This window comes from Pseudomonas sp. PA-1-3F (assembly GCF_021609665.1).
Classification (GTDB): Bacteria; Pseudomonadota; Gammaproteobacteria; order Pseudomonadales; family Pseudomonadaceae; genus Aquipseudomonas; species Aquipseudomonas paracarnis.
The window spans coordinates 37,820-64,634 of the sequence record NZ_WJZD01000025.1 but is presented as its reverse complement, the minus strand read 5'-3'; the positions used below and the strand labels follow the sequence as shown (position 1 = coordinate 64,634).

The 26,815-nt window shown below is 61.4% G+C and carries 23 protein-coding genes, 4 tRNA genes and 1 pseudogene; 18 read left to right on the top strand and 10 right to left on the bottom strand.

The annotated features are described in order from the left end of the window. Nucleotides 1–35: 35 nt before the first annotated feature. The 5 genes from fabB to GIV26_RS18660 all read right to left on the bottom strand — a co-directional run bounded on the left by fabB (nucleotide 36) and on the right by GIV26_RS18660 (nucleotide 6,982). The gene (gene fabB / locus GIV26_RS18680; RefSeq protein ID WP_003190033.1) at nucleotides 36–1,256 is read right to left on the bottom strand and encodes a beta-ketoacyl-ACP synthase I; all 1,221 of its coding nucleotides are present in this window, start codon (nucleotides 1,254–1,256) and stop codon (nucleotides 36–38) included. Between the two features lie 11 nt (nucleotides 1,257–1,267). Next, nucleotides 1,268–1,783: a 3-hydroxyacyl-[acyl-carrier-protein] dehydratase FabA gene (gene fabA / locus GIV26_RS18675; RefSeq protein ID WP_003190035.1), complete on the bottom strand. Its 516-nt coding sequence runs from the start codon at nucleotides 1,781–1,783 to the stop codon at nucleotides 1,268–1,270. Between the two features lie 249 nt (nucleotides 1,784–2,032). After that, a complete protein-coding gene (locus tag GIV26_RS18670; RefSeq protein WP_054899022.1) occupies nucleotides 2,033–3,934 on the bottom strand; it encodes an ATP-binding protein in 1,902 nt (633 codons plus the stop codon). Continuing rightward, nucleotides 3,931–4,860 (bottom strand): ABC transporter substrate-binding protein, encoded by a 930-nt coding sequence (locus GIV26_RS18665; protein WP_200584219.1) that lies wholly within the window; start codon nucleotides 4,858–4,860, stop codon nucleotides 3,931–3,933. Before GIV26_RS18665 ends, GIV26_RS18670 begins: the two co-directional genes overlap by 4 nt. 1 nt (nucleotide 4,861) lies before the next feature. After that, on the bottom strand, nucleotides 4,862–6,982 hold the full coding sequence (locus tag GIV26_RS18660; protein ID WP_236281814.1) for a TonB-dependent receptor plug domain-containing protein: 2,121 nt from the start codon (nucleotides 6,980–6,982) through the stop codon (nucleotides 4,862–4,864). 193 nt (nucleotides 6,983–7,175) lie between these two features. Here GIV26_RS18660 and GIV26_RS18655 point away from each other — a divergent pair, with 193 nt between their 5' ends. From GIV26_RS18655 to GIV26_RS18615, 9 genes are all read left to right on the top strand, one after another. Then, nucleotides 7,176–8,201 (top strand): NAD(P)H-dependent glycerol-3-phosphate dehydrogenase, encoded by a 1,026-nt coding sequence (locus tag GIV26_RS18655; RefSeq protein WP_034127205.1) that lies wholly within the window; start codon nucleotides 7,176–7,178, stop codon nucleotides 8,199–8,201. A gap of 10 nt (nucleotides 8,202–8,211) precedes the next feature. Then, nucleotides 8,212–8,559, top strand: a complete 348-nt coding sequence (locus tag GIV26_RS18650; RefSeq protein ID WP_054899024.1) for a DUF4389 domain-containing protein — start codon at nucleotides 8,212–8,214, stop codon at nucleotides 8,557–8,559. Continuing rightward, entirely contained in the window at nucleotides 8,556–9,005 is a 450-nt protein-coding gene (gene sixA / locus GIV26_RS18645; RefSeq protein WP_034127206.1) for a phosphohistidine phosphatase SixA, read from the top strand. Before GIV26_RS18650 ends, sixA begins: the two co-directional genes overlap by 4 nt. Nucleotides 9,006–9,382: 377 nt before the next feature. Then, nucleotides 9,383–11,035: an AMP-binding protein gene (locus GIV26_RS18640; RefSeq protein ID WP_236281812.1), complete on the top strand. Its 1,653-nt coding sequence runs from the start codon at nucleotides 9,383–9,385 to the stop codon at nucleotides 11,033–11,035. Nucleotides 11,036–11,065: 30 nt separating this feature from the next. Then, entirely contained in the window at nucleotides 11,066–11,509 is a 444-nt protein-coding gene (locus tag GIV26_RS18635) for a hotdog fold thioesterase (protein ID WP_014717751.1), read from the top strand. A 97-nt stretch (nucleotides 11,510–11,606) separates the two neighbouring features. After that, nucleotides 11,607–12,410, top strand: coding sequence for an alpha/beta fold hydrolase (locus tag GIV26_RS18630; protein WP_044273029.1), 804 nt, complete (start codon nucleotides 11,607–11,609; stop codon nucleotides 12,408–12,410). Beyond that, nucleotides 12,407–13,261, top strand: coding sequence for an alpha/beta hydrolase (locus GIV26_RS18625; RefSeq protein WP_236281810.1), 855 nt, complete (start codon nucleotides 12,407–12,409; stop codon nucleotides 13,259–13,261). Before GIV26_RS18630 ends, GIV26_RS18625 begins: the two co-directional genes overlap by 4 nt. A 102-nt stretch (nucleotides 13,262–13,363) precedes the next feature. After that, nucleotides 13,364–14,182, top strand: coding sequence for a DUF4892 domain-containing protein (locus tag GIV26_RS18620; RefSeq protein WP_054920057.1), 819 nt, complete (start codon nucleotides 13,364–13,366; stop codon nucleotides 14,180–14,182). 72 nt (nucleotides 14,183–14,254) lie between these two features. Continuing rightward, nucleotides 14,255–15,319: an AI-2E family transporter gene (locus GIV26_RS18615; RefSeq protein WP_003190063.1), complete on the top strand. Its 1,065-nt coding sequence runs from the start codon at nucleotides 14,255–14,257 to the stop codon at nucleotides 15,317–15,319. Nucleotides 15,320–15,483: 164 nt separating this feature from the next. Here GIV26_RS18615 and GIV26_RS18610 read toward each other — a convergent pair whose 3' ends face one another. Together GIV26_RS18610 and GIV26_RS18605 are read right to left on the bottom strand one after the other, a co-directional pair. Next, nucleotides 15,484–16,515: a sensor histidine kinase gene (locus tag GIV26_RS18610; protein ID WP_236281808.1), complete on the bottom strand. Its 1,032-nt coding sequence runs from the start codon at nucleotides 16,513–16,515 to the stop codon at nucleotides 15,484–15,486. Beyond that, nucleotides 16,515–17,279: a response regulator gene (locus tag GIV26_RS18605; RefSeq protein WP_034127268.1), complete on the bottom strand. Its 765-nt coding sequence runs from the start codon at nucleotides 17,277–17,279 to the stop codon at nucleotides 16,515–16,517. Before GIV26_RS18605 ends, GIV26_RS18610 begins: the two co-directional genes overlap by 1 nt. A 259-nt stretch (nucleotides 17,280–17,538) precedes the next feature. On the opposite strand from GIV26_RS18605, the gene pyrF reads away from it, so the two are divergent. Continuing rightward, nucleotides 17,539–18,237 carry an orotidine-5'-phosphate decarboxylase gene (gene pyrF / locus GIV26_RS18600; protein ID WP_003190068.1) on the top strand — a complete coding sequence of 233 codons (699 nt, stop codon included), beginning with the start codon at nucleotides 17,539–17,541 and terminating at the stop codon, nucleotides 18,235–18,237. A gap of 123 nt (nucleotides 18,238–18,360) precedes the next feature. Here the strand turns inward: pyrF and GIV26_RS18595 are convergent, their stop codons facing one another. Beyond that, nucleotides 18,361–19,368, bottom strand: coding sequence for an NADP-dependent oxidoreductase (locus GIV26_RS18595; RefSeq protein ID WP_236281806.1), 1,008 nt, complete (start codon nucleotides 19,366–19,368; stop codon nucleotides 18,361–18,363). A gap of 229 nt (nucleotides 19,369–19,597) precedes the next feature. Here GIV26_RS18595 and GIV26_RS18590 point away from each other — a divergent pair, with 229 nt between their 5' ends. From GIV26_RS18590 to GIV26_RS27405, 4 genes and pseudogenes are all read left to right on the top strand, one after another. Continuing rightward, on the top strand, nucleotides 19,598–20,359 hold the full coding sequence (locus tag GIV26_RS18590) for an SDR family oxidoreductase (protein WP_003190072.1): 762 nt from the start codon (nucleotides 19,598–19,600) through the stop codon (nucleotides 20,357–20,359). A gap of 200 nt (nucleotides 20,360–20,559) precedes the next feature. Further along, nucleotides 20,560–21,972, top strand: a complete 1,413-nt coding sequence (locus GIV26_RS18585; protein ID WP_198862267.1) for an aminotransferase-like domain-containing protein — start codon at nucleotides 20,560–20,562, stop codon at nucleotides 21,970–21,972. Nucleotides 21,973–22,052: 80 nt separating this feature from the next. Then, nucleotides 22,053–23,195, top strand: a pseudogene (locus tag GIV26_RS27410) (HAMP domain-containing protein); the annotation flags it as partial. Beyond that, nucleotides 23,172–24,053, top strand: a complete 882-nt coding sequence (locus GIV26_RS27405) for a methyl-accepting chemotaxis protein (protein ID WP_370721009.1) — start codon at nucleotides 23,172–23,174, stop codon at nucleotides 24,051–24,053. The pseudogene GIV26_RS27410 and the gene GIV26_RS27405, both read left to right, overlap by 24 nt. A gap of 36 nt (nucleotides 24,054–24,089) precedes the next feature. Here GIV26_RS27405 and GIV26_RS18575 read toward each other — a convergent pair whose 3' ends face one another. Together GIV26_RS18575 and GIV26_RS18570 are read right to left on the bottom strand one after the other, a co-directional pair. Then, nucleotides 24,090–24,902, bottom strand: coding sequence for an alpha/beta fold hydrolase (locus GIV26_RS18575; protein WP_034127215.1), 813 nt, complete (start codon nucleotides 24,900–24,902; stop codon nucleotides 24,090–24,092). A gap of 292 nt (nucleotides 24,903–25,194) precedes the next feature. Continuing rightward, on the bottom strand, nucleotides 25,195–25,965 hold the full coding sequence (locus tag GIV26_RS18570; protein ID WP_034127216.1) for a hypothetical protein: 771 nt from the start codon (nucleotides 25,963–25,965) through the stop codon (nucleotides 25,195–25,197). A 359-nt stretch (nucleotides 25,966–26,324) separates the two neighbouring features. Between GIV26_RS18570 and GIV26_RS18565 the strand changes: the two genes are divergently transcribed. The 4 genes from GIV26_RS18565 (at nucleotide 26,325) to GIV26_RS18550 (ending at nucleotide 26,739) form a co-directional block, all read left to right on the top strand. Beyond that, a tRNA-Glu gene (locus GIV26_RS18565) sits at nucleotides 26,325–26,400 on the top strand. Nucleotides 26,401–26,403: 3 nt separating this feature from the next. Continuing rightward, nucleotides 26,404–26,479 (top strand) — tRNA-Gly (locus GIV26_RS18560). Between the two features lie 105 nt (nucleotides 26,480–26,584). Continuing rightward, nucleotides 26,585–26,660 (top strand) — tRNA-Glu (locus tag GIV26_RS18555). Nucleotides 26,661–26,663: 3 nt separating this feature from the next. After that, nucleotides 26,664–26,739, top strand: a tRNA-Gly gene (locus GIV26_RS18550). Nucleotides 26,740–26,815: the final 76 nt, after the last annotated feature.

Genomic DNA, 26,815 nt, shown 5'->3' with positions numbered 1-26,815 from the left:
CAGTCGGGGCTTTTTCGTGTGATCAACCTGCGGGCTTACTTGCCCTGCCAGCGCTTGAGTACCAAGGTGGCATTGGTGCCACCAAAACCAAAGCTGTTGCTCATCACGGTGTCGATCTTGGCGTTTTCAACGGTCTTGGTCAGGATCGGCATATCAGCCACAACCGGATCAATCTCGTCGATGTTGGCCGAGCCGGCCATGAAGTTGCCTTCCATCATCAGCAGGCAATAGATCGCTTCGTGAACGCCAGCGGCGCCCAGGGAGTGACCCGATAGGCTCTTGGTGGAGCTGATTTTCGGAGCCTTGTCGCCAAATACCGCACGCACGCCTTCCATTTCCTTGGCATCGCCGACCGGGGTCGAGGTGCCGTGGGTGTTCAGGTAGTCGATTGGGGTGTCGACGGTGGACATTGCCATCTGCATGCAGCGGATGGCGCCTTCACCGCTTGGCGCAACCATGTCGTAGCCGTCGGACGTCGCGCCGTAGCCAACGATTTCCGCGTAGATCTTCGCGCCACGGGCCAGGGCGTGTTCCAGCTCCTCGACCACCACCATGCCACCACCACCGGCGATGACGAAACCGTCACGCTTGGCGTCGTAGGCGCGGGAGGCTTTTTCCGGGGTTTCGTTGTACTGGGTGGACAAGGCACCCATGGCGTCGAACAGGAACGACTGGCTCCAATGCTCTTCTTCACCGCCGCCGGCAAACACGATGTCCTGCTTGCCCAGTTGGATCTGCTCAACGGCAGTCCCGATGCAGTGGGCGCTGGTGGCGCACGCGGAGGAGATCGAGTAGTTCACGCCCTTGATCTGGAATGGCGTAGCCAGGCAGGCGGAAACGGTGCTGCCCATGGTCCGTGTGACACGGTAAGGGCCGACGCGCTTCACGCCTTTTTCGCGCAGGATGTCCAGCGCTTCCATCTGGTTGAGGGTCGATGCGCCGCCGGAGCCGGCGATCAGGCCGGTGCGTACGTTCGAAACCTGGTCTTCGCTCAGGCCGGAGTCGGCGATCGCGTCTTTCATGGCCAGGTAGGCGTAGGCGGCAGCGTGGCCGACGAAGCGATAGATCTTGCGATCGATCAGTTCTTCGAGGGGCAGGTCAATGGAGCCGGAAACCTGGCTACGCAGACCCATTTCGGCATATTCCGGGTTGAAGCGGATGCCAGGGCGACTTGCACGCAGGTTAGCGGTGACGGTCTCTTTGTCATTGCCCAGGCAAGAAACGATGCCCAGACCAGTGATAACGACGCGGCGCATGCGGATAACCCTTAAAAGTTGTCAGTGGAAGTGAATACGCCGACCCGAAGGCCTTCGGCAGTATAGATCTCGCGACCGTCGACAGTCACCGAACCGTCGGCGATGGCCAGGTTCAGCTTGCCCTTGAGGACGCGCTTGATTTGAATGTTGTAGGTGACTTTCTTGGCGCTCGGCAGTACCTGGCCAAAGAACTTCACTTCGCCCGAACCCAGGGCGCGACCGCGGCCCGGCAGGCCTTGCCAGCCCAGGTAGAAGCCGACCAGTTGCCACATGGCGTCAAGGCCCAGGCAACCTGGCATCACAGGGTCGCCTTCGAAGTGGCAAGCGAAGAACCACAGGTCAGGGGTGATATCCAGCTCGGCGACCAATTCACCTTTGCCGTACTTGCCACCCTCTTCGCTGATATGGGTGATGCGATCCACCATCAGCATGTTCGGGGCGGGCAGTTGCGCGTTACCTGGGCCGAACAGCTCACCGCGACTGCAGCGCAGCAGGTCTTCCCGAGTAAAGGCGTTTTGTTTGGTCATGCGAGCTCCTCAATAATCCCATGCGGCAGGGTAGGGCAAATCTTCCCGAACCGAATGAAGCGTTCATGCCTCATAGCGGCAGCCTACACATAGACTATTGCGTTGTAGTGAAAGTCACAGCGGCAAGGCACTGAATGTACACTTGTTCACTGAAATTTTAAACCGGGCCTGTTTATCAGCCCGTTCGGGTGCCTAAGACTGCCGCACTTTCGTCTTTCACGCCAGTCGCAGTTGGCTGATGGCGCGGCGCTATTGCACCCAGCGCTGCAGGATTTGCTGCAAATCCGTGCGTTTGAACGGCTTGGCCAGGTAATCGTTCATTCCGGCTGCCAGGCAGGCTTCGCGATCGCCCTGCAAGGCGTTGGCCGTCAGGGCGATGATCGGCAGATCGGCGCAACCGGGCAGTTGGCGAATCTGCCGTGTGGCTTCGTAGCCGTCGATCAAGGGCAGGCGACAATCCATCAGGATAGCGGTGAAAATCAGGCTCTCGGCGCTGCGGATCGCCTCGGCGCCGTCCGTGGCCAGGCTGACTTCAAAACCCAGGCTGCGCAGCATCGCTTCGACCACGGTGCGGTTGACCGGGTTGTCCTCTACCAACAGCACGTGGCGCCCATCGCCGGCGCTGGCTTTGCCAAGCGCGTCAGGTGCGGTGACCGGGGCATGCTGCTGGTCAATGGCCAGCGGAATCTCCAAGGTGAACACTGAACCTCGACCTTCTTCGCTCTGGGCGCGCAAGGTGCCACCCATACGTTCGGCCAGGGTGCGCGCAATCGGCAGGCCCAGGCCCGTGCCACCGTAACGCCTGGAAATGGAGCTGTCTGCCTGCTGGAATGCATCGAACATCAAATCCAGGCGTTCGGCGGAAATACCGATACCGCTGTCGCGTACGGTGCAGGTGAACCACACCAACTCATGGTCCAGGGTTTGCCAGTGGGGCTCCACGGTCACGCTGCCATGTTCGGTAAATTTCAATGCATTGCCGATCAGGTTCACCAGAATCTGGCGGATCCGCGTCGGGTCGCCGCGCACACGCAGAGCCTCCATGCCCATGGGAATGGGCAGTTCCAGGCTCAGCCCGCGCTGCTGGGCGCTGTGCTGGAAAGCCTGGGCGCAGCTGTTGATCAGATCGGCCAGGTTGAACGGAATATGTTCCAGTTCCAGGGCGGCGCGTTCAATGCGTGAAAAATCGAGGATGTCATTGATCACCTTGAGCAAATGCTCGGTGGACTCGCACGCCAGCGCCGCGTACTCGGTCTGCTCCTCGGTCATCTCCGTGGTTTCCAGCAGTTGCAGCATGCCCAGCACGCCATTCATGGGCGTGCGCAGTTCGTGGCTCATCATCGCCAGAAAATCCGACTTGGCGTTGTTCGCCCGCTCGGCTTCTTCACGGGTCTGGATCAACTGGGCCATGGCTTGTTGCTGTTCGCGACTGGCCTGTTGAAGGCCCTCGGCCAGGTTGTTGATATGCCGCGAGAGGTCGCCCAATTCCGAGTCATCGACGATGGGCAGTGGCGTCTTGTAATCGCCTTGCTGGATGGCCTTGACCGCGTGCCCCATGGCGCTGATCGGCTGTGACAGGCTCGCCGACAAGCGTCGCGCCAGCAGGAAGGTAAACAGCAGGGCAAACAGCGCCAGGACCCCTGCCTTGAACAGGATCTCCTGCTGGCGCTGGCTGAAGGCATCATTGGACATGCCCACAATCACCCGCCCCAGGTAGTCCGCGCGGGGTGCCTTGGGTTCGCTGAGGTTGTCCTGGAAAAAGTCGTTGTTGAGCTGGATGTGTTGCAGGCGGATCGGTGCCTGGAACACCTTCACCGACAGCGAACGGTCATGCCGCTCGGACGGCTGCTCCACATACACCAGGATGTTCTCGGCGCTGTCCTGGATCTCCAGGAAGCGCACATGGGGTGTGGCCAAGGTCGCACGTAGCAGGGTTTCAAGCACATCGTTGTTGCCGGAAATCACGCCGTACTCAGTGGCAGGCGCCAGCTGGTTGGCGATCAATTGACCGGTGTGGTCCAGCTCCTGGCGCAAGTCCTGGATGCGCACGAAGGTGAAGAAGGTGATGAGCAGCAGGGTCAACAGCAGCGCGGGGCCCAGGGTAATGAGCTGGGTGCGGGTGTTGATATCCCAACGACGGCGCAAGGTCATGGGCGTTGTTCTCCTTCGGCCAGGCGGGCTGCAACGGCGATTTCATCGACCTGTTCGATGCCCAGTGAGCGCGCGACTTGTGGGTTGCCCACGACTTTGAAGTACTGCGGGTAGAGCGTGCTGGGCCAACTGGCCGGCGGCTGGTCCAGCAGTTGGTCCAGTACCGCGAGCCAGTCGGATTGATCGCTGTAGGTGCTGGCCAGGCTGCCGGCCCGCACGAACCCAGCGTTGGGCCCCACCAACGGCAGTTGTTGGGCGTAGCTGCTCAGCAACAGGTTTTTTACGGTCTTGGGGTTGTACAGCTGCGGATCGTCGAGGCCCAGTAGCACGTCGCTGTTTTTGAACAGGGTTTGCAGCGGGCGACTGTCGCTGGTGTTGTCCCAGGGCTGGGGCATGATTTCCAGGCCCATGGGTTTGGCGAACTGGATCAGTTCGCGCAGCAGGAATTCGCTATCGACGCCGTACAGCACGCCGACGCGCCGGGCCTGGGGCAGGATATTGGCGATCAGGCGCAGCTGACGTTCCAGCGGCGGGTCGCTCCATAGCAGACTGATTTTTGCCGGGTGGGAGTTGCCCAGGCGTTGTCGGGCCTGCAGGCGGCTGATGCGCAGCACCAGGGTTGGTGGCCCCTGAGCATCCTGCAGGCGCCAGTCCAGACCCGGCAGGTCAAGGAGAATCAGGCGTGTGCTGGCAGGCAGGTGACTGGGCGCTGGCAACTGCTTGAGTGGCGTGAAGCTGACCTGGTCTTCGGGGCGTTGTTGGGCAAGGGCCTGGGTAAAGGCGCGCACGCCGGCGCTGTCTTCGGCGGCCGTCAGCAGAATGTCGGCACTCCACGCCGGCGCCGTCAGCAGCAGGCAGGCGAGCAGGAGGCCGCGGCGCCAAAACCGTGAAACCAACAAGAGGGTCATCCGTGACTGGTCGGCCATGTCAGAAGTCCAGCTCGGCGCTGAAGTAGAGAACGTGGCGATGGTCGTAGTTGTTGTCGGCCCAGGTGGTGGGCTGGTCATCCAGGCGTTGCTGCAACATGCCCGCCAGCTCCACATTGGCTTTGCCTACGGCAATGCGCTTGGCCACCCGCAGGTCGACCCGCTGGAAGCGATATTGGTTGAGTGCGTCGTCGCCATAGTAGAACAAGGCGCTGGACCAACCCTGGCCCCACTCACGCAGCCAACCGGCCGAGCCACTGTTACGCGCGGTTTGCGCTTTGTCCAGCGGGTTGCTGGAGGTGGCGTCTACATAAGCATAGGTCAGGCGCAGGCGGTCGGCGTCACTCACGCGCCAGTCGAACTGCGACTCGGCACCGCTAAAACGCGAGCTGTTGGCGTTGCTGGCGATGTATTGGTTGTTGCGCAGCGGCGAGCTGATCATGTCGGTGATTTCGTCATAGAACAGCTTCACGTCGACATTCAGCCCCAGCTCGGCAAAGAAGCCGTTGTAGCCCAGTTCGCGCGAGCGCATCAACTCTTTGTCGAGGTTGCCAGGGCCGCGCGTCACGACAAAATATTGACCGGCGTTTTGCCCGTAGGTCGGGGAGCTGAGATTGGTGACGCGGTAGCTCCAATTGACGTTGTTCTCGAACATGTCCGGCGAGCGGATTGCCTCGGAGTACACCGCGCGCAAGCCGTGGCGAGGATTGATCAGGTAATTGACCGCCACACGCGGCGTGAGCGAGTTGCCGCTCAGGTGGGTGTCTTCGTACATGGCGCCACCTTGCAGCAGCCAGTGCTCGCTGGCGCGCCATTCCAGATGGCCGAACAGGCGCCAGGTGGTGTCGTCCAGGGTGCCATTGAAGTAGGTTTCGGAGTCGGCGCGGTCATAGCGGTAATTCATACCGCTGACCAGGCGCAGGCTGTCGGAGAGGCTGAGCGTGTCCTGGATCTCCACGTCGTAGCGGCTTTCGCGGGTGCTTTGGTCGATATCGCCGCACACGCTTTGGTTGGCACCGTTGCGCCACTGGTCCAGCACCTGGTTGGCCAAGGCCTGTTCGGCGGCGTTACCCGGTGGGGCGGAGCCTTGGCTGTAGGTGTCCATGTGCCGTGCCAGCAATTCGGCATAGTTGGGGTTGAGCTGCCATAACTGGGTCAGTTCAGGGCTGAACGAGGCCTTGGCGTCACAGGCTTTCCAGATTTGCTTGCGGTCCCATTGCTGTGCCGAGCCCTGGATATACAGGCTGTGGTCGGGGTTGAAGTCGAAGTTCCAGCGCAGGGAGCCTGCGTAGTCCTTGGCGGTGACATCGGAATTGGTGCCGCCTTCGGTAATTCCGGCAAACACCGGGGTGTAGGTATAAGGGCGCTGGTTGGTGCCTTCCTTGACGTTCAGTTGCCAATCGAGACTTTGTTGCGCGTTCAAGGCCTGGCTCACCGCCAGGCTGAAACGGTTGAGACGACGCCCGTCACGGCGGTCGGCGCCGACCGCGTCGCTGTCAAAACCATCGTCCTGTTGCCCGGACAGAGACAAGCGCAAATCGCCGGTCTCCCAGCCCACACCCTGGCTGGCATAGAAGTCATTGATGCCACGCTCGCCACGGATGACCTTTACCCGCGAGCCGTGGCTGTTGGCTGGCGAGCGGGTGAGGATATTCACCACCGCCATCAGCGCATTGGCACCGTAGCTGACGGTGTTGGGGCCGCGAAAGACCTCGATGCGCTCGATGTCCTCCATGGCCACTGGGATATCGCTCCAATCCACCGTGGCCAGGCCGGCGCGGTAGACCGAGCGCCCGTCGATCAGCACCTGCATGCGCCGTGCGTCACTGGCGCTGGTGCCATGGTAATTCACCGACGCCTGGTTGCCGCTGGTGTAGCCGACCATCATCCCCGGGACCAGCCGCAGCAGTTCCGAGATGTCCCGGGCACCGCTGGCCTTGATCAGCTCACTGTCGATCACCGTCATGCTGCCGGGCACGGCGGCGGCCGATTGCTTGAGACGCGTGGCGGTCAAGACCTGCGGCAGCGGCTGGCTGTCGAGGAACAGATCGTCGGCCTGCGAGCAGGTAGCGCACAACAGCACCAACAACAATGATGAGCGAGGAGGAGGGCCCAGATACACGGCACGGCCTTGTTAATTGCGGATAGCCGCCCATGTTAACCGAGGTGCGGCTGTTTGCCAGTCGTCGGACTTGCATTTACTTCGCACGCCTCTGGCATTTTCTGACTCGCGCGAATTGATACGGGGGCTGGCCGCAAGCGGGGCGCCCCGTATAATGCCGCCATCGCCACTGGTATGGATTAACGGATTGCATATGACTGAACAGCGCCCTATTGCGGTCCTGGGAGGCGGAAGTTTTGGTACCGCCGTGGCTAACCTGCTGGCCGAGAACGGTCACGCGGTGCGCCAGTGGATGCGCGACCCCGAGCAGGCCGAAGCCATTCGCGTGCATCGCGAAAACCCTCGTTACCTTAAAGGTATCAAGATTCATCCCGCCGTCGAGCCGGTGACCGACCTGCTGGAAACCCTCACGGCCTGCGACTTGTGCTTTGTCGCGCTGCCTTCCAGCGCCTTGCGCTCGGTACTGGCGCCACACGCCGAACGCTTGGCCGGCAAGTTACTGGTCAGCCTGACCAAGGGCATCGAAGCCCACACCTTCAAGTTGATGAGTGAAATCCTCACCGAAATCGCCCCTCAGGCGCGCATTGGCGTGCTGTCCGGGCCAAACCTGGCTCGGGAAGTCGCCGAGCACGCGTTGACCGCCACCGTGGTCGCCAGTGAAGACGAGGCTTTGTGCGAGCGCGTCCAGGCCGTGTTGCACGGCCGTACTTTCCGGGTCTACGCCAGCGGCGATCGCTTCGGCGTCGAATTGGGCGGGGCCTTGAAAAACGTCTACGCGATCATTGCTGGCATGGCCGTGGCCCTGGGCATGGGCGAGAACACCAAGAGCATGCTGATTACCCGCGCACTGGCCGAGATGACACGTTTTGCGGTGAACCAGGGCGCCAACCCGATGACGTTCCTCGGCCTGGCGGGCGTAGGGGACTTGATCGTCACCTGTTCTTCGCCCAAAAGCCGCAACTACCAGGTCGGGTTCGCCTTGGGCCAAGGGCTGAGCCTGGAGGAAGCGGTGACGCGTCTGGGCGAAGTGGCCGAGGGGGTCAACACCCTCAAGGTCTTGAAGGCCAAGGCCCAGGAAGTGGGCGTGTACATGCCGCTGGTCGCCGGCCTGCATGCGATCCTGTTCGAAGGGCGCACCCTGAACCAGGTCATCGAGTTGCTGATGCGGGCCGAGCCCAAGACCGATGTCGACTTTATTTCCACCAGTGGTTTCAACTGAGGAACGCGTCATGAACGATCCCAAAGCTGCCCCCCCATACGAGTCGATTGTCTTGCGCATCCTGTGGATGCTGGTGTTTGCGCTGGTGTGGCAGGTAGCCCAATTCCTGCTCGGTGCGCTGGTGGTGGTGCAATTGGTTTACCGGCTGATCTACGGCGCACCGAACCTGGGCCTGATGAACTTTGGCGACAGCCTCAGCCAGTTCCTGGCGCAGATTGGCCGCTTCGGCAGCTTCCACACCGAACAAAAGCCCTGGCCGTTCGCCGATTGGCCAACCCCACGCGCCCCCGAAGGCGAAGCGGCCCACAGCGTACCGCCGGCACCGCACCCGGTGCGTGATGAAGAGCCGAAGCTATGAAAGTATGGATTCTGCGTCACGGCGAGGCCCAAGCGCATGCGCGCACGGACGCCGAGCGCAACCTTACCGAGCATGGGCGTGCTGAAGTCTTGCGCAGTGCTGCGCACCTGATTGGCCAGCCCTTGGGCGCCATCATTGCCAGCCCTTATGTTAGGGCGCAGCAGACGGCGCAGTTGGTGCGCGATGTGCTGGGGTTTGAGCCTGAGATCTGCACGGTGCCGTGGTTGACGCCCGATGGGGATGTCCAGCGAGTGCTGGAGAAACTCGACACCGACGACGACGTGCTGTTGGTTAGCCACCAACCGCTGGTGGGTAGCCTGATCAGTTTTCTGCAGCATGGGCATCAGCGCCAGCCACAGCCGATGTACACGGCCAGCCTGGCGGAGCTTGAGGGTGACTTTCCGTTGGCTGGCTTGATGAGTCTGGTGGATGTGAAGAATCCCTAGGCATCGTGCGACGCTGTGGCGAGGGAGCTTGCTTCCGCGACGGCCTGCCAGCCGGCGCCTATCTCGCTGACGCCCCGCGATCCAATTGTGGGAGCTGGCTTGCCTGCGATGACGGCCTGACAGGCGACACTGTTATACCGAGTACATATCCACTCCTGCAGTAACGGCCACTTAGAGTTCAACGGCGGGTCACTTTTGGAAAAGGACCCGGAATTCCGGCCAGCGTGGTTTGACGGGGCGCCTGAGATCAAGAGCAGATCAAGAGCGTCTCGCTTCGCATCGTGGTGAGCGGCAGGCCGTTTCCTTCGTCTGTGCTATACAGTCAACCAAGCAAGTGCTTGGTTGGCTGTATCTCGGATCACAAAGGAGCGCGTCCCATGCCTGTCGCTTTTCGTTTGCCGTTGCAGGTCTTCTTCGAGCGTGAAGCGCGGCACCCGCGCAAAGTCTTCCTCGTTCAACCCATCGGCGGCGGTGAGGTGCAGGCCCTCACCTGGGGCGATGTCGGCCACCAGGCCCGTTGCGCCGCGCACTGGCTGCGTGCGCGGGAGTTGCCCCAGGGCTCGCACATTGCGCTGATTTCAAAAAACTGCGCCCACTGGATCATCGCCGACCTGGCGATCTGGATGGCAGGGCACGTGTCGGTGCCGCTTTATCCCAACCTCACCGCGGACTCAGTCGCCCATGTGCTGACTCACTCGCAGGCGCGGTTGGCGCTGATCGGCAAGCTGGATGATTGGTCGGCGATGGCGCCTGGCGTTCCTGTGGGTGTGCCGACTATCAGTCTGCCGCTGTGCCCTCCTGAAGAGACTTTCGATTTCAGTTGGGCGGACCTGCAAGCCTGTTCACCGATCCAGGACAACCCGCTACCGGATGCCGCCAGCCTGGCCACTATCATCTACACCTCCGGCACGACCGGCCTGCCCAAGGGGGTGATGCACAGTTTCGGCGCCTTGGGGTTTGCTGCCTCGGGCGGTACTGAGCTGTTCGGCCTGGGGGAAGGCGACCGGTTGCTGTCGTACCTGCCGCTGTGCCATGTGGCGGAGCGGATGTTTGTAGAAATGGCGTCGATCTATACCGGGCAAACCGTTTTTTTCGCCGAGAGCCTGGAAACCTTCCTCACCGATTTGCGCAGGGCGCGGCCGACTGCCTTGTTTGGCGTGCCGCGCATCTGGACCAAATTCCAACTGGGCGTCTACGCCAAAATCCCGGAAAAACGCCTCGATACCCTGTTACGCCTGCCTTTTATCGGCAAGCGCGTCGGCCATAAAATTCTCGCCGGCCTGGGGCTGGATGCGCTGCGCATCGCCCTGTCCGGCGCCGCGCCGGTGCCCGAGGCGTTGCTGCGTTGGTATCAGCGCCTGGGCCTGGATGTGCTGGAGGTGTACGGCATGACCGAAAACTGCGGCTATTCCCATGTGTGTCGCCCAGGTGGGCAAACGCTCGGTTGGATCGGCCAGCCCTGCCCAGGCGTGCAAGTGCGAATCGACCCGTCAGGCGAAGTGCAGGTACACAGTGGCGCGACCATGTTGGGCTACTTCCAGGACCCGCAGAAAACCGCGGATACGCTCACCGCAGATGGCTTCCTGCGGACGGGTGACAAGGGCGAGCAGGACGCTGACGGTCGCCTGCGCCTGACCGGACGTCTCAAGGAAATCTTCAAGACCAGCAAAGGCAAATACGTGGCCCCGGCGCCGATTGAAAACCGCCTGGCCGAACATGCACGTATTGAACAGGTGTGTGTGGTCGGCGAGGGGCTCAGCGCGCCGATAGGGCTGTGCGTGTTGTCGGCACCCGGCGAGGACCGCCAAGCCCTCGGCGGTGGTCTTGAACGCTGGCTGGCACAGGTGAACGCAGGCCTGGACAAGCACGAACGCATGGGGCAATTGGTGGTGGTGAAAGACCAATGGGCGGTGGAAAACGGTTTTCTCACGCCGACCTTGAAGATCAAACGCAACGTGATCGAGTCGACGTACGGGCCACAATTGCAAGCATGGAGCGCGCGCGCCGAAACCGTTCTGTGGCAGGATTAGGGCCGTAATAAAACCAACAAGGACAACCGTATGAGCCTGTGGCGTACCCAACCGAATATCGAACACCTCAACGCGATCCAGAAAAACACCATCGGTGAAATGCTGGATATTCGTTTCGAAAGCTTCGACGACGAATCCCTTACCGCCAGCATGGTGGTCGACCACCGCACCCATCAGCCCTACGGCCTGCTGCACGGCGGGGCCTCGGTGGTGCTGGCCGAAAGTGTCGGCTCCATGGCCGCCTACTTGTGCATTGATGCAAGCAAGTTCTATTGCGTGGGCCTGGAGGTCAACGCCAACCACCTGCGCGGCGTGCGCAGCGGCCGGGTGACGGCGGTGGCCAAGGCTATTCATATCGGGCGCACTACTCAGGTGTGGGACATCCGCCTGAGCAGCGACGAGGGCAAGGCCAGTTGTGTCTCGCGGCTGACCATGGCCGTGGTGCCGCTGGGTGAACAACCGCCGGCGCGATAGGCGTGGCGTGAGTGTCATCATTCCTGGCAGTTACAGTCATTGCTGTAGGGGCCGGGCATGGTGACAATCCCCCTCTGTTTTTGTTGATGGAACCTGTATGTCGCAGCACGTGTTTTTTACCCACGCCAATGGCTTCCCTTCGGCCACCTACGGCAAGCTGTTTGCCGCCCTGGCCCCGGAATATGCGGTGGCCCATCTGCCGCAGCACGGTCACGACCCCAGGTTCCCGGTGGATGATAACTGGCAAAACCTGGTGGACGAGCTGATCCATCATCTGGAGCAGCAGCCAGAGCCGGTATGGGGCGTGGGCCATTCCCTGGGTGGCGTGCTGCATTTACACGCGGCCATGCGCTGCCCGCACCTGTACCGGGGCGTGGTGATGCTGGATTCGCCGGTGCTCACCCGCGCAGACCGCTGGGTGATCCGCGCTGCCAAGCGCTTTGGCTTTATCGACCGCCTCACCCCGGCTGGGCGCACGCTTGGCCGGCGCGAAGAATTCACCGACCTGGACACCGCGCGCAGCTATTTCGCCGGCAAGACCCTGTTCCGTGGCTTTGACCCCGATTGCTTTGACGCGTACCTGCAACATGGCCTGCAGCAAGTGGGCGATCGCCTGCGCCTGCGGTTCGACCCCGCCACCGAAATCAGCATCTATCGCGGCGTGCCCCACACCAGCCCGGGCCAGGTGCGCCAGTTGAAGGTGCCGCTGGCCGTGGTGCGTGGCCGCCAGAGCCGGGTGGTGATGCGTCACCATGCCAGCGGTGTCGACCGCTTGCCCATGGGCGAAATGCTCACCATGCCCGGCGGCCATATGTTTCCCCTCGAACGCCCTCAGGACACTGCTGCCTTGATCAAGACCCTGTTCGCCCGCTGGCAGGCCCGTGAGCGCAGTTGCGCATGAGTACGCCCGTCGAAGAGGTACGCCTGAGCCTGCCGCACCTCGAACTGGCCGCGCATCTGTTCGGGCCCGAGGACGGCCTGCCGGTAATTGCCCTCCATGGTTGGCTGGACAACGCCAACAGCTTTGCGCGCCTGGCGCCCAAGCTGCAAGGGTTGCGCATCGTCGCCCTGGACATGGCGGGGCATGGGCATTCGGCGCATCGCCCGGCTGGCGCCGGTTATGCCTTGTGGGATTACGTCTATGACGTGCTGCAGGTGGCTGAGCAACTGGGCTGGAAACGTTTTGCATTACTTGGCCACTCCCTGGGCGCCATCGTCTCTTTGGTATTGGCCGGGGCCTTGCCGGAGCGGGTGACACACCTGGGCCTGATTGACGGCGTGATCCCACCGACCGCCAGTGGCGAGAACGCGGCCGAGCGCCTGGGCATGGCGTTGCAGGCGCAATTGAGCCTGCAGGACAAGCGCAAGCCGGTCTACAACAGCCTTGATCGAGCGGTCGAGGCGCGGATGAAAGGCGTGGTCGCGGTCAGCCGTGAAGCAGCGCAGCTCCTGGCCCAGCGCGGTTTGATGCCCGTACCAGGCGGTTACACCTGGCGCAGCGATAGCCGCCTGACCCTGGCGTCGCCGATGCGCCTGACCGACGAACAAGCCATGGCTTTCGTGCGAAGGGTAGGGTGCCCTACCCAGTTGGTGGTCGCGGCTGACGGCATGCTGGCGAAACATTCCGAATTGCTTTCTCAGCTACCCTTCACGGTTACCACGCTGCCAGGCGGCCATCATTTACACCTGAATGACGAGCCCGGTGCGGCTCTTGTTGCAGACTGTTTCAATCGGTTCTTCTCCACGCCTTGACTTGGCGGGGTCAACTGCCGAGGCTGGGCGGATTGAAAGGGAGTCAACCATGAACACACTCGATATCGCTGTGACCAACATTGGCCAGGGCTCACTGATCCGATGAGCCTGGGTAAAGGATGTATCCGTGCCCTGGGCCTTTGCTGTTTCAGCCCCCTGGTATTTGCCGCCGATCTGCCCGGCAGCCAGGATCTACCGGCGGTAGCCCGTCAGGTTGATGCGCAAATCGTCGATTACCGCCCCGCTGAAGACAAGGAACGCATTTACCCCATGGGCGCGATCCGCAAGATCAGCGGCCAGTTGCGTTATGAAGGCCAGGCCATCGCACGCGGCCCAGCCACTGCAATCACCTATGAATTGCCCGCCGAACACAGCTCCAGCGCCGCCTTTACCGCAACGCGCGAAGCTTTGCAGGCCAAGGGTGCGCAGTTGTTGTTCTGGTGCAAGGCCCGCGATTGTGGCGAAAGCAGCCTGTGGGCCAACGAAGTGTTTGGCAACGCCAAGCTGGTGGGCGCCGACGGCCAACAGGAATACCTGCTGCTACGCCTAGCCGCCCCGCAGGACAATTCCCTGGTCGCGCTGTACGGGATCACACGTGGTAACCGCCGCGCCTACCTGCATGTGGAGCAACTCGACGCCAGCGCGCCCTTGGGCGAGCTGCTGCCCACCTCGGCGACCCTGCTGCGTGAACTCAAAAGTACCGGCGAGCTGGATTTTCCCGCGCTGGGCGCCGAGCCTGACGACACTTGGCTGACCTTGATATCCCGAGCCTTGAACCTCGACACCACCCTGCGCGTGAGCCTGAGCGGGCCGCAGGCCGAGGCCTGGCGCCAGGCGCTGGTGGAGAAGGGCGTGCGCACCGCCCGTCTGGAAACCGGCACCGGTGAAACCCAAGGGCTGCATCTGCATCTGATACGCTAAGCACCACAGGGCGAACGGACCCGTGCCGTTCGCCTAAGCTCTCTTCCTACAGCCTTCTTTTCGAGATACCCGATGCTCAATAACGATCGCCTGCTGGTGCAAATCCTGCTGCTGGTGCTGTTTGGTGCCAGCTTCTGGGTCATGGCGCCGTTCTGGTCGGCGCTGTTCTGGGGCGCGGTGCTGGCATTTGCCAGCTGGCCGCTGATGCGTTTGCTCACCCGTTGGCTCGGCGGCCGAGAATCCCTGGCCGCTGGCATCCTGACGTTGGGGTGGATGTTGCTGGTGGCGGTGCCATTGGTATGGCTGGGGTTCAACCTGGCTGACCATGTGCGTGATGCGGTGGCGCTCATCAAGGACATCCAGGTCGACGGCTTGCCCGAGGCGCCGACCTGGTTGGGGTCGATCCCCTTCGTAGGCGAGCGCCTGGTGGCGACCTGGGACAGCATTGATCAACAAGGCGCGGCGCTGATGGTGAGCATCAAGCCGTACCTGGGCCAGGTCGGCAATTGGTTGTTGGCGCGCAGTGCGCAAATTGGCGGCGGCATTCTTGAGCTGACCCTGAGCCTGGTCTTCGTATTCTTTTTCTACCGTGACGGGCCGCGCCTGGCGATGTTTGTGCACCGCCTGTTGGAGCGCCTGATTGGCGAGCGCGCTGGCTATTACATCGAACTGGTGGCCGGCACGGTGCAGCGGGTGGTCAATGGTGTGATCGGCACCGCTGCGGCCCAGGCGCTGCTGGCCCTGATCGGCTTTCTGATCGCTGGCGTACCGGGCGCGCTGGTGCTGGGTATCGTGACTTTCCTGCTCAGCCTTATTCCCATGGGGCCGCCGCTGGTGTGGATTCCGGCCACGGCGTGGCTGGCTTGGAAGGGCGATTACACCTACGCGGTATTCCTGGGCGTATGGGGCACGTTCGTGATCAGCGGCGTGGATAACGTGCTCAAGCCGTACCTGATCAGCCGTGGCGGCAACCTGCCGTTGGTGATTGTGCTGTTGGGTGTGTTTGGTGGGTTGATAGCGTTCGGCTTTATCGGCCTGTTTATTGGCCCGACGTTGCTGGCGGTGGCCTACAGCCTGTTGACAGACTGGAGCGCGAGCCAGGCGCAAGTGCGTCGTGAAGACAAACCGTGTAACTGATCGGTGACTACATAACTGGCCTTCTGTAGGAGCGAGCTTGCTCGCGAAAAACGTCAACGATATCGCGTGCGTCCTGAATAAACGCGGCGCCTGTGCGTTTTTCGCGAGCAAGCTCGCTCCTACATTTTTGGCCTCCCACAGGTGCAGGTCGTGCGACTGCCTTCTTAAACCCTCGGCAACCACATCACCGCCGTCAACCCACCGCCCGGTGTGTCCTCCAGGCTCAGGTGGCCGCCGAGTCGCTCGACGGCCTCCCTGGCAATGGTCATCCCCAAACCGACCCCTCCGGAATTGCGGTTGCGCGAACCCTCCAGGCGAAAGAACGGCTCGAACACCGCTTCGCGCTTATCGGCGGCGATTCCCGGGCCGTGGTCGATCACCCGTATCACCAGGGCGCCACGGCTGTCAGCCAGTTCTACCCGGGCGGTGCCGGCATAGCGCAGGGCGTTGTCGATCAAATTGTTCAGGCATGAGCGCAGCGCCATCGGCTGTACCTGCAACGGTGTACAGGTGCCGGAAAATTTCACGTCGCGGCCTTGGTCCTGAGCGTTTTCACTCAGGGATTCCACCAATGCCTGTACGTCGAGCCAATGCCGTGTCTCGCTGGTGCGCTGTTCGTGCAGGTAGCTCAAGGTGGCATCCAGCATGCCGATCATGTCGTCCAGGTCTTGGCGCATCTGACCTTGCAACTTGGGGTCTTCGATCTGTTCCAGGCGCAGCTTGAGGCGCGAGAGGGGGGTGCGCAGGTCATGGGAGACCGCGCCGAGCATGCGGGCGCGCTGGCTGACTTGTTCGCGGATGCGCTTTTGCATCAGGTTGAAGGTCGAGGCCGCCTGGCGCGCTTCGCGAGGGCCGGATTCCACCAGGGGCGGGCTGTCGAGATCGACGCTCAAGCGCTCGGCCGCCGCGCTCAGGCGCTGGATCGGCCGGCTCAGCAGTTTGGCGCCGTACCAGGCGGCGATGATCAGCGAGATAAATTGAAATGTCAGGGGCACCACCGGGCCGCCAAACCAGGGGCGAGGCGCCTTGCGCAAGGGCGTGAGACTGCCGTCCGGTTGTTCGACGAACGCCGCGCGGGGCGGTGGCGGTGGGCCGTAGTGGTGGAACCAGAAGAACGCCAGCACGTGGGCCAGCACAATCGCCACCAGCAACAGGCCGAACAGTCGCCCGAACAGCGTATTGAAGGGCGTGCGCATCAACCGATATCCCGGGCGTCGAACAGGTAGCCTTCGCCGCGTACGGTCTTGATCAGTTGCGGAGCCTTGGGGTCATCCCCCAGTTTCTGACGCAGGCGCGACACCAGCAAGTCGATGCTGCGATCAAAGGCCTCGATAGAGCGCCCACGGGCCGCGTCCAACAGCTGTTCGCGGCTCAGCACACGGCGCGGGCGTTCGATGAACACCCACAACAAACGAAACTCGGCGTTGGACAACGGCACCACCAGGCCATCATCGGCCACCAACTGGCGCAGCACGCTGTTCAGGCGCCAATTGTCGAAACGGATATTGGCCCGCTGTTCGGTGCGGTCATCACGCACCCGGCGCAAGATTGTCTGGATACGCGCGACCAGTTCCCGGGGTTCGAACGGCTTGGACATATAGTCGTCTGCTCCCAGTTCCAGGCCGATGATGCGGTCGGTGGGTTCGCAGCGGGCGGTGAGCATCAGGATCGGAATGTCCGACTCGGCGCGCAGCCAACGGCACAATGTCAGCCCGTCTTCGCCCGGCAGCATCAGGTCGAGCACCACCACATCGAAGGTCTCCGCTTGCATGGCTTGGCGCATGGCGGTGCCGTCGGTGACGCCTGAGGCGAGAATATTGAAGCGTGCCAAGTAGTCGATCAGCAGTTCGCGGATCGGTACGTCGTCGTCGACAATCAGCGCGCGGGTGTTCCAGCGCTTGTCTTCGGCGATCACCGCGTCTTTTGGCGCTTCGTTTACAGGGTCGCAAGGGGTATGCATAGCGAGGTCATCTGCCTGGTTGTGGCTGTCAGCATAGGCGCCCAGTTCCAGGGCTGGAAGTGCTGGGCGGGCGGTCATGTGCGCGAGGCTAGCCGGACGGCGTATTGAGGGCATGTCGTGAATGTATCGGCGCTGAAACAATCATGCTGAATCGCCTATATTGGGCGCTTGATCGGTATTTACCGATCATCGGATCCCGCAACGGCGCTGCTTGCGCTACAATCCGCGCCGATTTCGACTTGCCTGAGAGCCCATTCCAATGTCCGTCTGCCAGACTCCTATCATCGTCGCCCTGGATTACCCCACCCGTGACGCCGCACTGAAGCTGGCTGACCAGTTGGACCCCAAGCTTTGCCGGGTCAAGGTCGGCAAGGAACTGTTCACCAGTTGCGCGGCGGAAATCGTCGGCACCCTGCGTGACAAAGGCTTCGAAGTGTTCCTGGACCTGAAATTCCATGACATCCCCAACACCACGGCGATGGCCGTCAAAGCCGCGGCCGAGATGGGCGTGTGGATGGTCAATGTGCACTGCTCCGGTGGCCTGCGCATGATGAGCGCCTGCCGCGAAGTGCTGGAACAGCGCAGCGGCCCAAAACCGTTGTTGATCGGTGTAACCGTGCTCACCAGCATGGAGCGCGAGGACCTGGCGGGCATTGGCCTGGATATCGAGCCGCAGGTTCAGGTGTTGCGCCTGGCAGCCCTGGCGCAGAAAGCCGGCCTCGACGGCCTGGTGTGTTCAGCCCTGGAAGCCCAGGCCCTGAAGAACGCTCACCCCTCGCTGCAACTGGTGACACCGGGTATCCGTCCTACCGGCAGCGCCCAGGATGACCAGCGCCGCATCCTGACCCCACGCCAGGCCCTGGATGCGGGCTCGGATTACCTGGTGATTGGCCGTCCGATCAGCCAGGCGGCGGATCCTGCCAAGGCGTTGGCAGCGGTCGTCGCCGAGATCGCCTGATTTTTAGAGTGAGCAAAAATGTGGGAGCTGGCTTGCCTGCGATAGTATCAACTCGGTATCACTTAGAAACCGAGTTGCTTGCATCGCAGGCAAGCCAGCTCCCACATTTGTTTTTGTGTTGTTTCAGCTGACTTTGAGCACCAACTTCCCGAAGTTCTCGCCATTGAACAGCCTCATCAGCGTTTCCGGGAATGTCTCCAGCCCTTCGACAATATCTTCCTTGCTCTTGAGCTTGCCCTGGGCCATCCAACCGGCCATTTCTTGGCCCGCCGCCGCGAAGTTCGCCGCGTGGTCCATCACCACAAAGCCTTCCATGCGCGCACGATTGACCAGCAATGACAGGTAGTTGGCCGGACCTTTGACCGCTTCCTTGTTGTTGTACTGGCTGATTGCGCCGCAAATCACTACGCGGGCTTTGAGCGCCAGGCGGCTGAGCACGGCGTCGAGAATATCCCCGCCGACGTTATCGAAATACACGTCCACGCCTTTGGGGCACTCGCGCTTGAGGGCGGCGGGCACCTCTTCGTTTTTGTAGTCGATGGCGGCGTCGAAGCCCAGCTCATCCACCAGGAACTTGCACTTTTCGGCGCCTCCGGCAATCCCCACCACGCGACAGCCTTTGAGCTTGGCGATCTGCCCGGCGATGCTACCCACGGCACCGGCAGCACCAGAGATCACCACGGTGTCACCGGTTTTTGGTGCGCCGGTCTCCAGCAGGGCAAAGTACGCCGTCATGCCGGTCATGCCCAAGGCGGACAGGTAGCGGGGCAGGGGCGCCAGCTTGGGGTCCACCTTATAGAAACCACGGGGCTCGCCAAGGAAGTAATCCTGCACGCCCAGTGCACCGTTCACGTAGTCCCCCACCGCGAAGTTCGGATGCTTCGAGGCAATCACCTTGCCTACGCCCAGGGCGCGCATCACTTCGCCGATGCCTACTGGTGGGATGTAGGACTTGCCTTCATTCATCCAGCCACGCATGGCCGGGTCAAGGGACAGATATTCATTGCGCACCAGCACCTGGCCTTCCTGGGGTTCGCCCACCGGCACTTCCTGGTAAGTGAAGGTCTCGCGCGTGGCGGCACCGACCGGGCGTTTGGCGAGCAGAAATTGGCGGTTGGTCTGGGCGGTCATGGCAAGGACTCTTTAGAAATGGAACATGAGTGATAGACCCTCAGTGGCAGAAGGGCAAGGGTGTGCGGCGCAGGCGAATGCCCGGCAATAGGCCTCGCTGATAGTCAGGCAGGCGGCTTTATCACTGCGATTCATGCAGCGCCAACCGGCCTTCTGATAGTGCTGACGCGCGGCTGCCGGCGTTGGCTAGACTCGCTCCACCGCTACTAACCCGCACAGGACAGTTCCCATGAGCATGACGTTTTCTGGCCAGGTCGCCTTGGTGACCGGCGCCGCTGCTGGTATTGGCCGCGCCACCGCGCTGGCATTCGCCGCCGAGGGCTTGAAGGTGGTGGTGGCGGACCTTGATGTGGCAGGAGGCGAGGGCACTGTGGCACTGATCCACCAGGCCGGTGGCGAAGGGATATTTGTGCGCTGCAACGTCACGCTCGACACGGACGTGCAGCAATTGATGGCACAAACCGTCGCCACCTATGGGCGCCTGGACTACGCCTTCAACAACGCCGGCATCGAGATCGAAAAGGGCAAGCTGGCCGACGGCAGTCTTGATGAATTTGATGCCATCATGGGGGTTAACGTCAAAGGCGTGTGGCTGTGCATGAAGTATCAGTTGCCGTTGCTGTTGGCCCAGGGCGGTGGGGCCATCGTCAACACCGCATCGGTGGCGGGGCTGGGGGCGGCACCGAAGATGAGCATCTATGCGGCGTCCAAGCATGCGGTGATTGGCCTGACCAAATCGGCGGCCATCGAGTACGCGAAGAAGAAAATTCGCGTGAATGCCGTCTGCCCGGCCGTGATTGATACCGACATGTTTCGTCGCGCCTATGAGGCCGACCCACGCAAGGCTGAGTTTGCCGCAGCCATGCACCCGGTGGGACGCATTGGCAAGGTTGAGGAAATCGCCAGCGCCGTGTTGTACCTGTGCAGTGATGGCGCAGCGTTTACCACCGGTCAGGCCCTGGCGGTGGACGGTGGCGCGACGGCGATCTAGGACCGCGCTTGGCACGCTGTTTGAAAAGAGCGCGGGGTGATGTGGGGCGTTTCCATAGCTGGCAGAGTGCCGTGGCTGAATATGTTTCCGAAGGTAAATAATCTAATAAAATCAATACTTTAATAAAACTTGGCGACCGGTTTTACCAGGCTTCTGTGCTTAACTGTTTTGGGTTAACAGACAGTTTAAGTGAGTGGCTCATGGATTTAGGGATCGATCGACAAGCCCTGGTACCGGTTGTTCAGCAGATCGTCGGCGCGGTGGCAGAATGGATTCGCAAGGAGGGGGTGAGCCCTGGCACACGCTTGCCGTCCATTCGCCAATTGGCCCTCGATAACCTGCTGAGCCAGTCCAGCGTGATCGAGGCATTCGAGCGCTTGGTGGCCCAGGGGCTGCTGGCTACCAGGCAGGGTTCGGGGTTCGTGGTGGCGCATCCCACCACGGCCCACGAAAACCATTGGTATGAAGGTGCGGAACAAGGCTGGGGTGCATTTACCGATAGCCCGCTGGGCGAGCTGAAGTTGGGCTGCGGTTGGTTACCCGACACTTGGCGCGAAAGCGATGACATCAGCTACGCGATCCGTGAACTGAGCCGCACCGACACTGGTGGCCTGTTCAACTACAGCACACCCTTGGGGCTGCCGGCGTTGCGCGAACAACTGCTCAAGCGCCTGACGCAGATTCACGTGCCCGCCAGCCTGGACTGTATCCTGACCACCCATGGCGCCAGCCATGCCCAGGACCTGCTGATACGCACGTTGCTCAAACCCGGTGATGAGGTGGTGGTCGAAACACCCGGGTATGGCAATCTCTACCGCCAACTGGCCTTTCGGGGGGTCACGCTGCTGCAAGTGCCACGTGCCCATGGCGGCCCGGATATCCCGGCATTGGAAGCGCTGCTGCAAACCCATCGGCCCAAGTGCCTGTTCATCAACAGCCTGTATCACAACCCCACCGGCACCAGCCTGTGCCGTCCGGTGGCGGAGCGGTTGTTGGAGCTGGCCCGCGAACTCGACTTCCTGATTATCGAAGAGGATGTGTACGGCGACCTGCAGCATGCCAGTTGCACGCGCTTGTCAGCGCTGGCCCATGATGATCGGGTGATCTATGTGTCGAGCTTTTCCAAGACCCTGAGCAGCGCCCTGCGCGTGGGTTACCTGTGTGCCAGTGCTGCGATCATTACGCAATTGGCCCAGCTCAAGACCCTGACAGGCATCGGCACTTCACGGTTTGCCGAAGCCATGGTGGCGACGTTGCTGAGTAACGGCACTTACCGTAAGTGGGTGCAGCGCCTGCGCAAGCGCTTGAATGCACAGATGGCCGCGACGTTGCAGGTACTGGAGGATGAAGAGTGGCAGGTATTTGCCGCACCCGCGGGCGGGATGTTCCTGTGGGCACGACCAGGCTTGGCCGACCCCTCGCGATTGCAAGCCTGCGCCCAGCGGCTGGGTGTGTTGCTGTCGCCCGGCGCATTGTTCAGCCCCACGGGTGAGCGCAGCGAATGGTTACGCATCAATGTGGCCTACGCGGCTGATCAACGCGCATTGACGCTGTTCCGAGCCATGGGCGCGGCAAGATCGACCTCGACCATTCTGAAAACGACGCGCATGTAGCTTTTTGCCATTATTCCGGCGCCAGCGGCTTGTGCTCAGTGCCTCGGGGTTGCGAATCTCGCTGCTTGTAAACCTGGCTTATGGCATTTGCCATTGCAAGAGGATCAAGTGCAATGATTTCGGGCGTGCAACGACGTTTCGCCAACCTCGGTATGGCAAAAAAACTCGGCTTGGGGTTTACCCTGGTACTGCTGCTGACGGCCTTGGTAGCGGCCATCGGTGTGTGGTCCCTGCAGACCATCGGCCAGCGCTTCGAAGGCCTTACGTCGATGTCGACGCTCAACAGCGACCTGCTCAAGGTGCGCTTGATCGAGCAGGACTATGCGTTGCACGCCGACCCCAAGGCCGTTGATGCCCTGCATGCCAGTGTCGATGCGCTGCTGGCCCAGGCCACGCGTCTCAAGGCTCGGTCTGCCAGCAACGAGCAAGTGATGGGTGACGTTGAGCAAGCCTTGGTCGCCTATCGCCAGGCATTCGATGAGTTCGTCGAGCTGACCCAGACCAAGGACCTCGCCCTGGAAATGGCCAGTTGGTCGGTGTCCAGCGTGGCCAATAACCTGGATGTGCTGCAAGCCGGGCTGGCGGACGACGGTGCCTATGGCCTCAAGGAAAGCCAAGGCAAGGAGGGCACGGAGTTTATCGAGCAGGCGGGGCAGGTCAGCCAGGTGTCGCGTCTGATGTTGCAGGCCATGAACGAAGCGCGGGTGCGCCTGGATCAGAGCCGCAGGGCGGACGCAGACGACGCCGGGCAGGGCAAGATCGAGCAAGCCGACCAGGCCCTGGCTGAAGTCGAGAAACTCAAAACCACGGTCAAGGACCCCGGCTACCAGACCGTGCTCAATGAAGTCTCCGGGCATATCGCGTCGTTCAGTGACAAGCTCGGCGAATACACCGGGCTGTTGGCCCAGGAAAAAGTGGTCTACACCCAGTTGCATGACCGCGCCGAGCAAGTGGTGAATCGAGTCAACCAGGCGTACGCCGCCGAAGACCAGTCCATGCAAACGCAGTTGCAGCACAGCACGCTGCTGATCATCGGTTCATCTGCCCTGGCGCTGCTGGTGGGCTTGATCGCTGCATGGGTGATCACCCGCTTGATTGTTGCGCCGTTGCGGGCGGTGATCGCCGTGGCTCAGCAGATCGCCTCGGGTGACCTGAGTGGGCGCATGGAGATCAGCCGGCGTGATGAAATCGGCCAGCTGATGCAGGCGATGCAGCAGATGGGCAACAGCTTGAGCCAGATGGTCAGCGGGTTGCAGGCGGGGATCGAACAGCTCGCCAGCTCCGCGCATTCATTGTCCAGCGTCACCGAGCAAACCACTGCCGAAGTCAGCAACCAGAAGGACGAAACCGAGCAAGTCGCTACGGCGATGAACCAGATGACCGCCACGGTGCACGATGTGGCACGCAATGCCGAGCAGGCTGCCCAGGCCGCGCAGACCGCGGATGCCAAGGTCGATAGCGGCCAGCAGGTGGTGCGCATGAGTCTGCAGCGTATCGAGTTGCTGGCCACATCCAGCAACAGTGCCAGCGCCAGTATCGAAAGCCTCAGCGCGCAAATCCAGAATATAGGTACCGTCTTGAGCGTGATCCAGAGCGTGGCCGAACAGACCAACTTGTTGGCTTTGAACGCTGCGATTGAGGCGGCGCGTGCTGGTGAGCAGGGGCGTGGCTTTGCAGTGGTGGCAGATGAAGTGCGGGCATTGGCCAAGCGCACCCAGCAATCGACCGAGGAAATTGAACGGCTGGTCAGCACCTTGCGCAGTGCGGCGCAGTCCTCGGTGCAGCAGATCCAGCAGAGTGGCGAGCTGGTGAAGCTGGCGGTCAGTGATGCGCTGGAAACCGAAGGGGCCTTGGGCAGCATTGCGGCGGCTGTTTCATTGATCCAGCAGATGAACCAACAGATCGCCGCCGCCGCCGAGGAGCAAAGCTCGGTGGCCGAAGAGATCAACCGCAGCGTCACGAGTATTCGGGCGAGTGCCGATCATTCGGCGTTGAGCATGCAAGGCAATGCCGCCTCGAGCATCCAGTTGGCGCAGTTGGGCGCGCAACTCAAGGGGATGGTGGGGCATTTCCGCCTTTGATCGCAGCGTAGGCGCTGCGATCTGAGGGCGGGGCGATCAGGCGTGGTTGGCGAGGAAGGACAGCAGCGCCTCGTTGACGAAGTCGGGGTTCTCGCGGCTTGAGATATGCCCAGCCTCGGGGATCAGGATCAGGTCGCAACCAATCTGGTCGGCCATTTCCTTGGATTCTGCAGGTGGCCGGGGTTTGTCCTGTTCGCCGCACATCACCAAGGTGGTGTCGGCGTCCAAGCCAGGTAATTGCTCCAGGATGTCTTCGCGGCTGAAAATCAGGCGGCCCAGCGGCACGATACTGTCCAACAAACGTTCTCTGGGGAAGTCTTGCAGTGACTGGCGAAAATCCCGGTACAGCGCGGATTCGCGGTCGATGCCCGGGCGGAAGAAGATCGGTGCGATCACATCCAGCAACGGTTCGGGGATCGCCCCGGCGTCTTCAATCATCTTGAACAGCGAGAAATAATACTGGCGCGTTGCTTCGGGTTCGGCCCCGAGGTAGGTGTCCATCAGCACTACGCTGTTGATGCGCTCGGGAGCCTGCAATGCCAGGCGTGCGCCCCACATGCCGCCGACCGAGAGGCCCACCAGGTTGGCTTGCTCGATGCTCAGGTGATCCAGCAACGCCAGGGCCTGGCGGGCGAGGTCATCCAGGGAATGGGTGGGTGCTGGCAACGGCCCGGACTCACCGTGGCCCCACAACTCGGGGACGATCACGCGGTATTGCTGCGACAGCGCTTCAATCTGCGGCGCCCACATGTCGCTGGCCCACAGGTAACTCGAACCCAGTAGCACGACAGGGCCGGCGCCCTGGTCGATATAGTGCAGCGGTTGTCCATCAATCACGGCGACAGGCATAACAGGCCTCTAATTTCACGGAGTGAGGGGCACTTTTTTACGCTAGTCGGGAGCGGGGGGATAGGTGCACATTGATGGCATGTGATGATTTCACTGTGGGAGCTGGCTTGCCTGCGATGAAGGCCTGCCAGCCGATGCTCACCTACCTGACACCCCACAATCCCACTGTGGGAGCGGGCTTGCTCGCGAAAGCGGTGTGTCAGTCAACATCAATGTTTGCTGGGCCGACGTCTTCGTAGGCAAGCCACCACCTTTGATCTTCGTTGCTATGAGCATTGCGTTCGCGATGCCATCAATCGTAGATCGCTTTCTTCTTCCACTCGGCATCGGCGTCGACGACTTTCAAGCCCTCGGTCAGCTCGTTGACTTCGTCCTCGGCCGGCTTGCTGTTGGTCAGCACTGTGGAGTTGGCGCGCGCCAGTTGGGACTCCAGTAGTTGTAACTGGGCACTGTAGAGCACCGGCTCCGGTTGTTTGCGCAGGTACTGCACGCCGCGCTCGAACGCCAGGCGTGCCTGGCCGGGTTGGCCTTGTAGCAGGGCGTGCTGGCCGAGGTTGTTGAAAAACTCGATATGCAGCAGCACCAGGATATGACGGATTTCCTTGATCCAGTGCTTGGCCTCGTTGGTCGGCAGGAAGCCATCCTGGGCGGCGCGGGTGACTTGGCCGTGCAGGGCTTCGAGCAAAAAGCGCACGTCCTTGGCCTTGGCTTCGGTCTGGATCGGGGCCGGTGGGTTGGGCACCGGAATCGATTCGCCTTGGGCGATCAGCGCATTCAGTTCGTTGATGCGGGCCTTGAGCGGTGTGCTGGACTTGTTGAGGTTCAACAGGCGCTGGTTGACGTTCAGTTCCAGGCGAGCCAGCAACAGCTTGAGCGCTGGGGTCATCAGTTGGCCGGGGAAGGTCTCGGTGATTTCACCGCAGCGACGCAGCCGATCGTTAAGCTCGATCTCGGTACGCTTCTTTTCCAGCTTGTTGTTTTCCACCACGTGGTTCATGTAGCCAATGGCGATCAGTATTACGATCCCGGCTATTACCAGCAGGGTGATCATGAGTGGTGTCACCGGTGTGACCTCTTTAATAGGGTGTGCTGTGGAGTGTAGTGACTGGGTCATCCGGCGGATAGGACCGATCGACCAGTTGCCCAGGTGATTTCTTCTATATAGGTAGGCGCTTCCTGAATGGATGCACATTGCCATCATTTGTCAGGGTGAACTATAGCGTCTTGTCGAACGCCAGAATATAGGCGCCAAGGCTCGGACGGTGCCAATGCCCGCGAAGGCCGTGAAACCATGGCGAAGTCATTGATTTAAATAAATTTATCCTTGGGGGTTGACGACCTTTCAATCCATCCATAGAATGCGCGCCACTTACAGCGTAAAGCACACAGCGAAACGCGGTAGGGAGTGAATGTTGTAGGTGTGTCCCCTTCGTCTAGTGGCCTAGGACACCGCCCTTTCACGGCGGTAACAGGGGTTCGAGTCCCCTAGGGGACGCCATATGCGGGAATAGCTCAGTTGGTAGAGCACGACCTTGCCAAGGTCGGGGTCGCGAGTTCGAGTCTCGTTTCCCGCTCCAATTTACAAGCAGTGTGGCCTTCGGGCGGCATTGAGTGAAACCAGGACCAAGTCTTCGGACAAGGCCTCTGGGCACTGGAACACACACCATGTGTTTCAGTAGCGTGTCCCCTTCGTCTAGTGGCCTAGGACACCGCCCTTTCACGGCGGTAACAGGGGTTCGAGTCCCCTAGGGGACGCCATTTGCGGGAATAGCTCAGTTGGTAGAGCACGACCTTGCCAAGGTCGGGGTCGCGAGTTCGAGTCTCGTTTCCCGCTCCATATTTAACGAAAACGCCGATCAGTGATGATCGGCGTTTTTGTTTGTGCGCAATTTACTTCGCCAGCGCACCACCCC

Coding starts and splice junctions, on each gene's coding strand:
- GIV26_RS18585 (WP_198862267.1), top strand. CDS start 20,560: ATGGATTTAGGGATCGATCGACAAGCCCTGGTACCGGTTGTTCAGCAG.
- GIV26_RS18575 (WP_034127215.1), bottom strand. CDS start 24,902: ATGCCTGTCGCCGTGATTGATGGACAACCGCTGCACTATATCGACCAG.
- GIV26_RS18620 (WP_054920057.1), top strand. CDS start 13,364: ATGAGCCTGGGTAAAGGATGTATCCGTGCCCTGGGCCTTTGCTGTTTC.
- GIV26_RS18605 (WP_034127268.1), bottom strand. CDS start 17,279: ATGCATACCCCTTGCGACCCTGTAAACGAAGCGCCAAAAGACGCGGTG.
- GIV26_RS18655 (WP_034127205.1), top strand. CDS start 7,176: ATGACTGAACAGCGCCCTATTGCGGTCCTGGGAGGCGGAAGTTTTGGT.
- GIV26_RS18650 (WP_054899024.1), top strand. CDS start 8,212: ATGAACGATCCCAAAGCTGCCCCCCCATACGAGTCGATTGTCTTGCGC.
- GIV26_RS18590 (WP_003190072.1), top strand. CDS start 19,598: ATGAGCATGACGTTTTCTGGCCAGGTCGCCTTGGTGACCGGCGCCGCT.
- GIV26_RS18630 (WP_044273029.1), top strand. CDS start 11,607: ATGTCGCAGCACGTGTTTTTTACCCACGCCAATGGCTTCCCTTCGGCC.
- sixA (WP_034127206.1), top strand. CDS start 8,556: ATGAAAGTATGGATTCTGCGTCACGGCGAGGCCCAAGCGCATGCGCGC.
- GIV26_RS27405 (WP_370721009.1), top strand. CDS start 23,172: ATGCAGGCGATGCAGCAGATGGGCAACAGCTTGAGCCAGATGGTCAGC.
- GIV26_RS18635 (WP_014717751.1), top strand. CDS start 11,066: ATGAGCCTGTGGCGTACCCAACCGAATATCGAACACCTCAACGCGATC.
- GIV26_RS18610 (WP_236281808.1), bottom strand. CDS start 16,515: ATGCGCACGCCCTTCAATACGCTGTTCGGGCGACTGTTCGGCCTGTTG.
- GIV26_RS18670 (WP_054899022.1), bottom strand. CDS start 3,934: ATGACCTTGCGCCGTCGTTGGGATATCAACACCCGCACCCAGCTCATT.
- pyrF (WP_003190068.1), top strand. CDS start 17,539: ATGTCCGTCTGCCAGACTCCTATCATCGTCGCCCTGGATTACCCCACC.
- GIV26_RS18625 (WP_236281810.1), top strand. CDS start 12,407: ATGAGTACGCCCGTCGAAGAGGTACGCCTGAGCCTGCCGCACCTCGAA.
- GIV26_RS18665 (WP_200584219.1), bottom strand. CDS start 4,860: ATGGCCGACCAGTCACGGATGACCCTCTTGTTGGTTTCACGGTTTTGG.
- GIV26_RS18615 (WP_003190063.1), top strand. CDS start 14,255: ATGCTCAATAACGATCGCCTGCTGGTGCAAATCCTGCTGCTGGTGCTG.
- GIV26_RS18640 (WP_236281812.1), top strand. CDS start 9,383: ATGCCTGTCGCTTTTCGTTTGCCGTTGCAGGTCTTCTTCGAGCGTGAA.
- GIV26_RS18595 (WP_236281806.1), bottom strand. CDS start 19,368: ATGACCGCCCAGACCAACCGCCAATTTCTGCTCGCCAAACGCCCGGTC.
- fabA (WP_003190035.1), bottom strand. CDS start 1,783: ATGACCAAACAAAACGCCTTTACTCGGGAAGACCTGCTGCGCTGCAGT.
- fabB (WP_003190033.1), bottom strand. CDS start 1,256: ATGCGCCGCGTCGTTATCACTGGTCTGGGCATCGTTTCTTGCCTGGGC.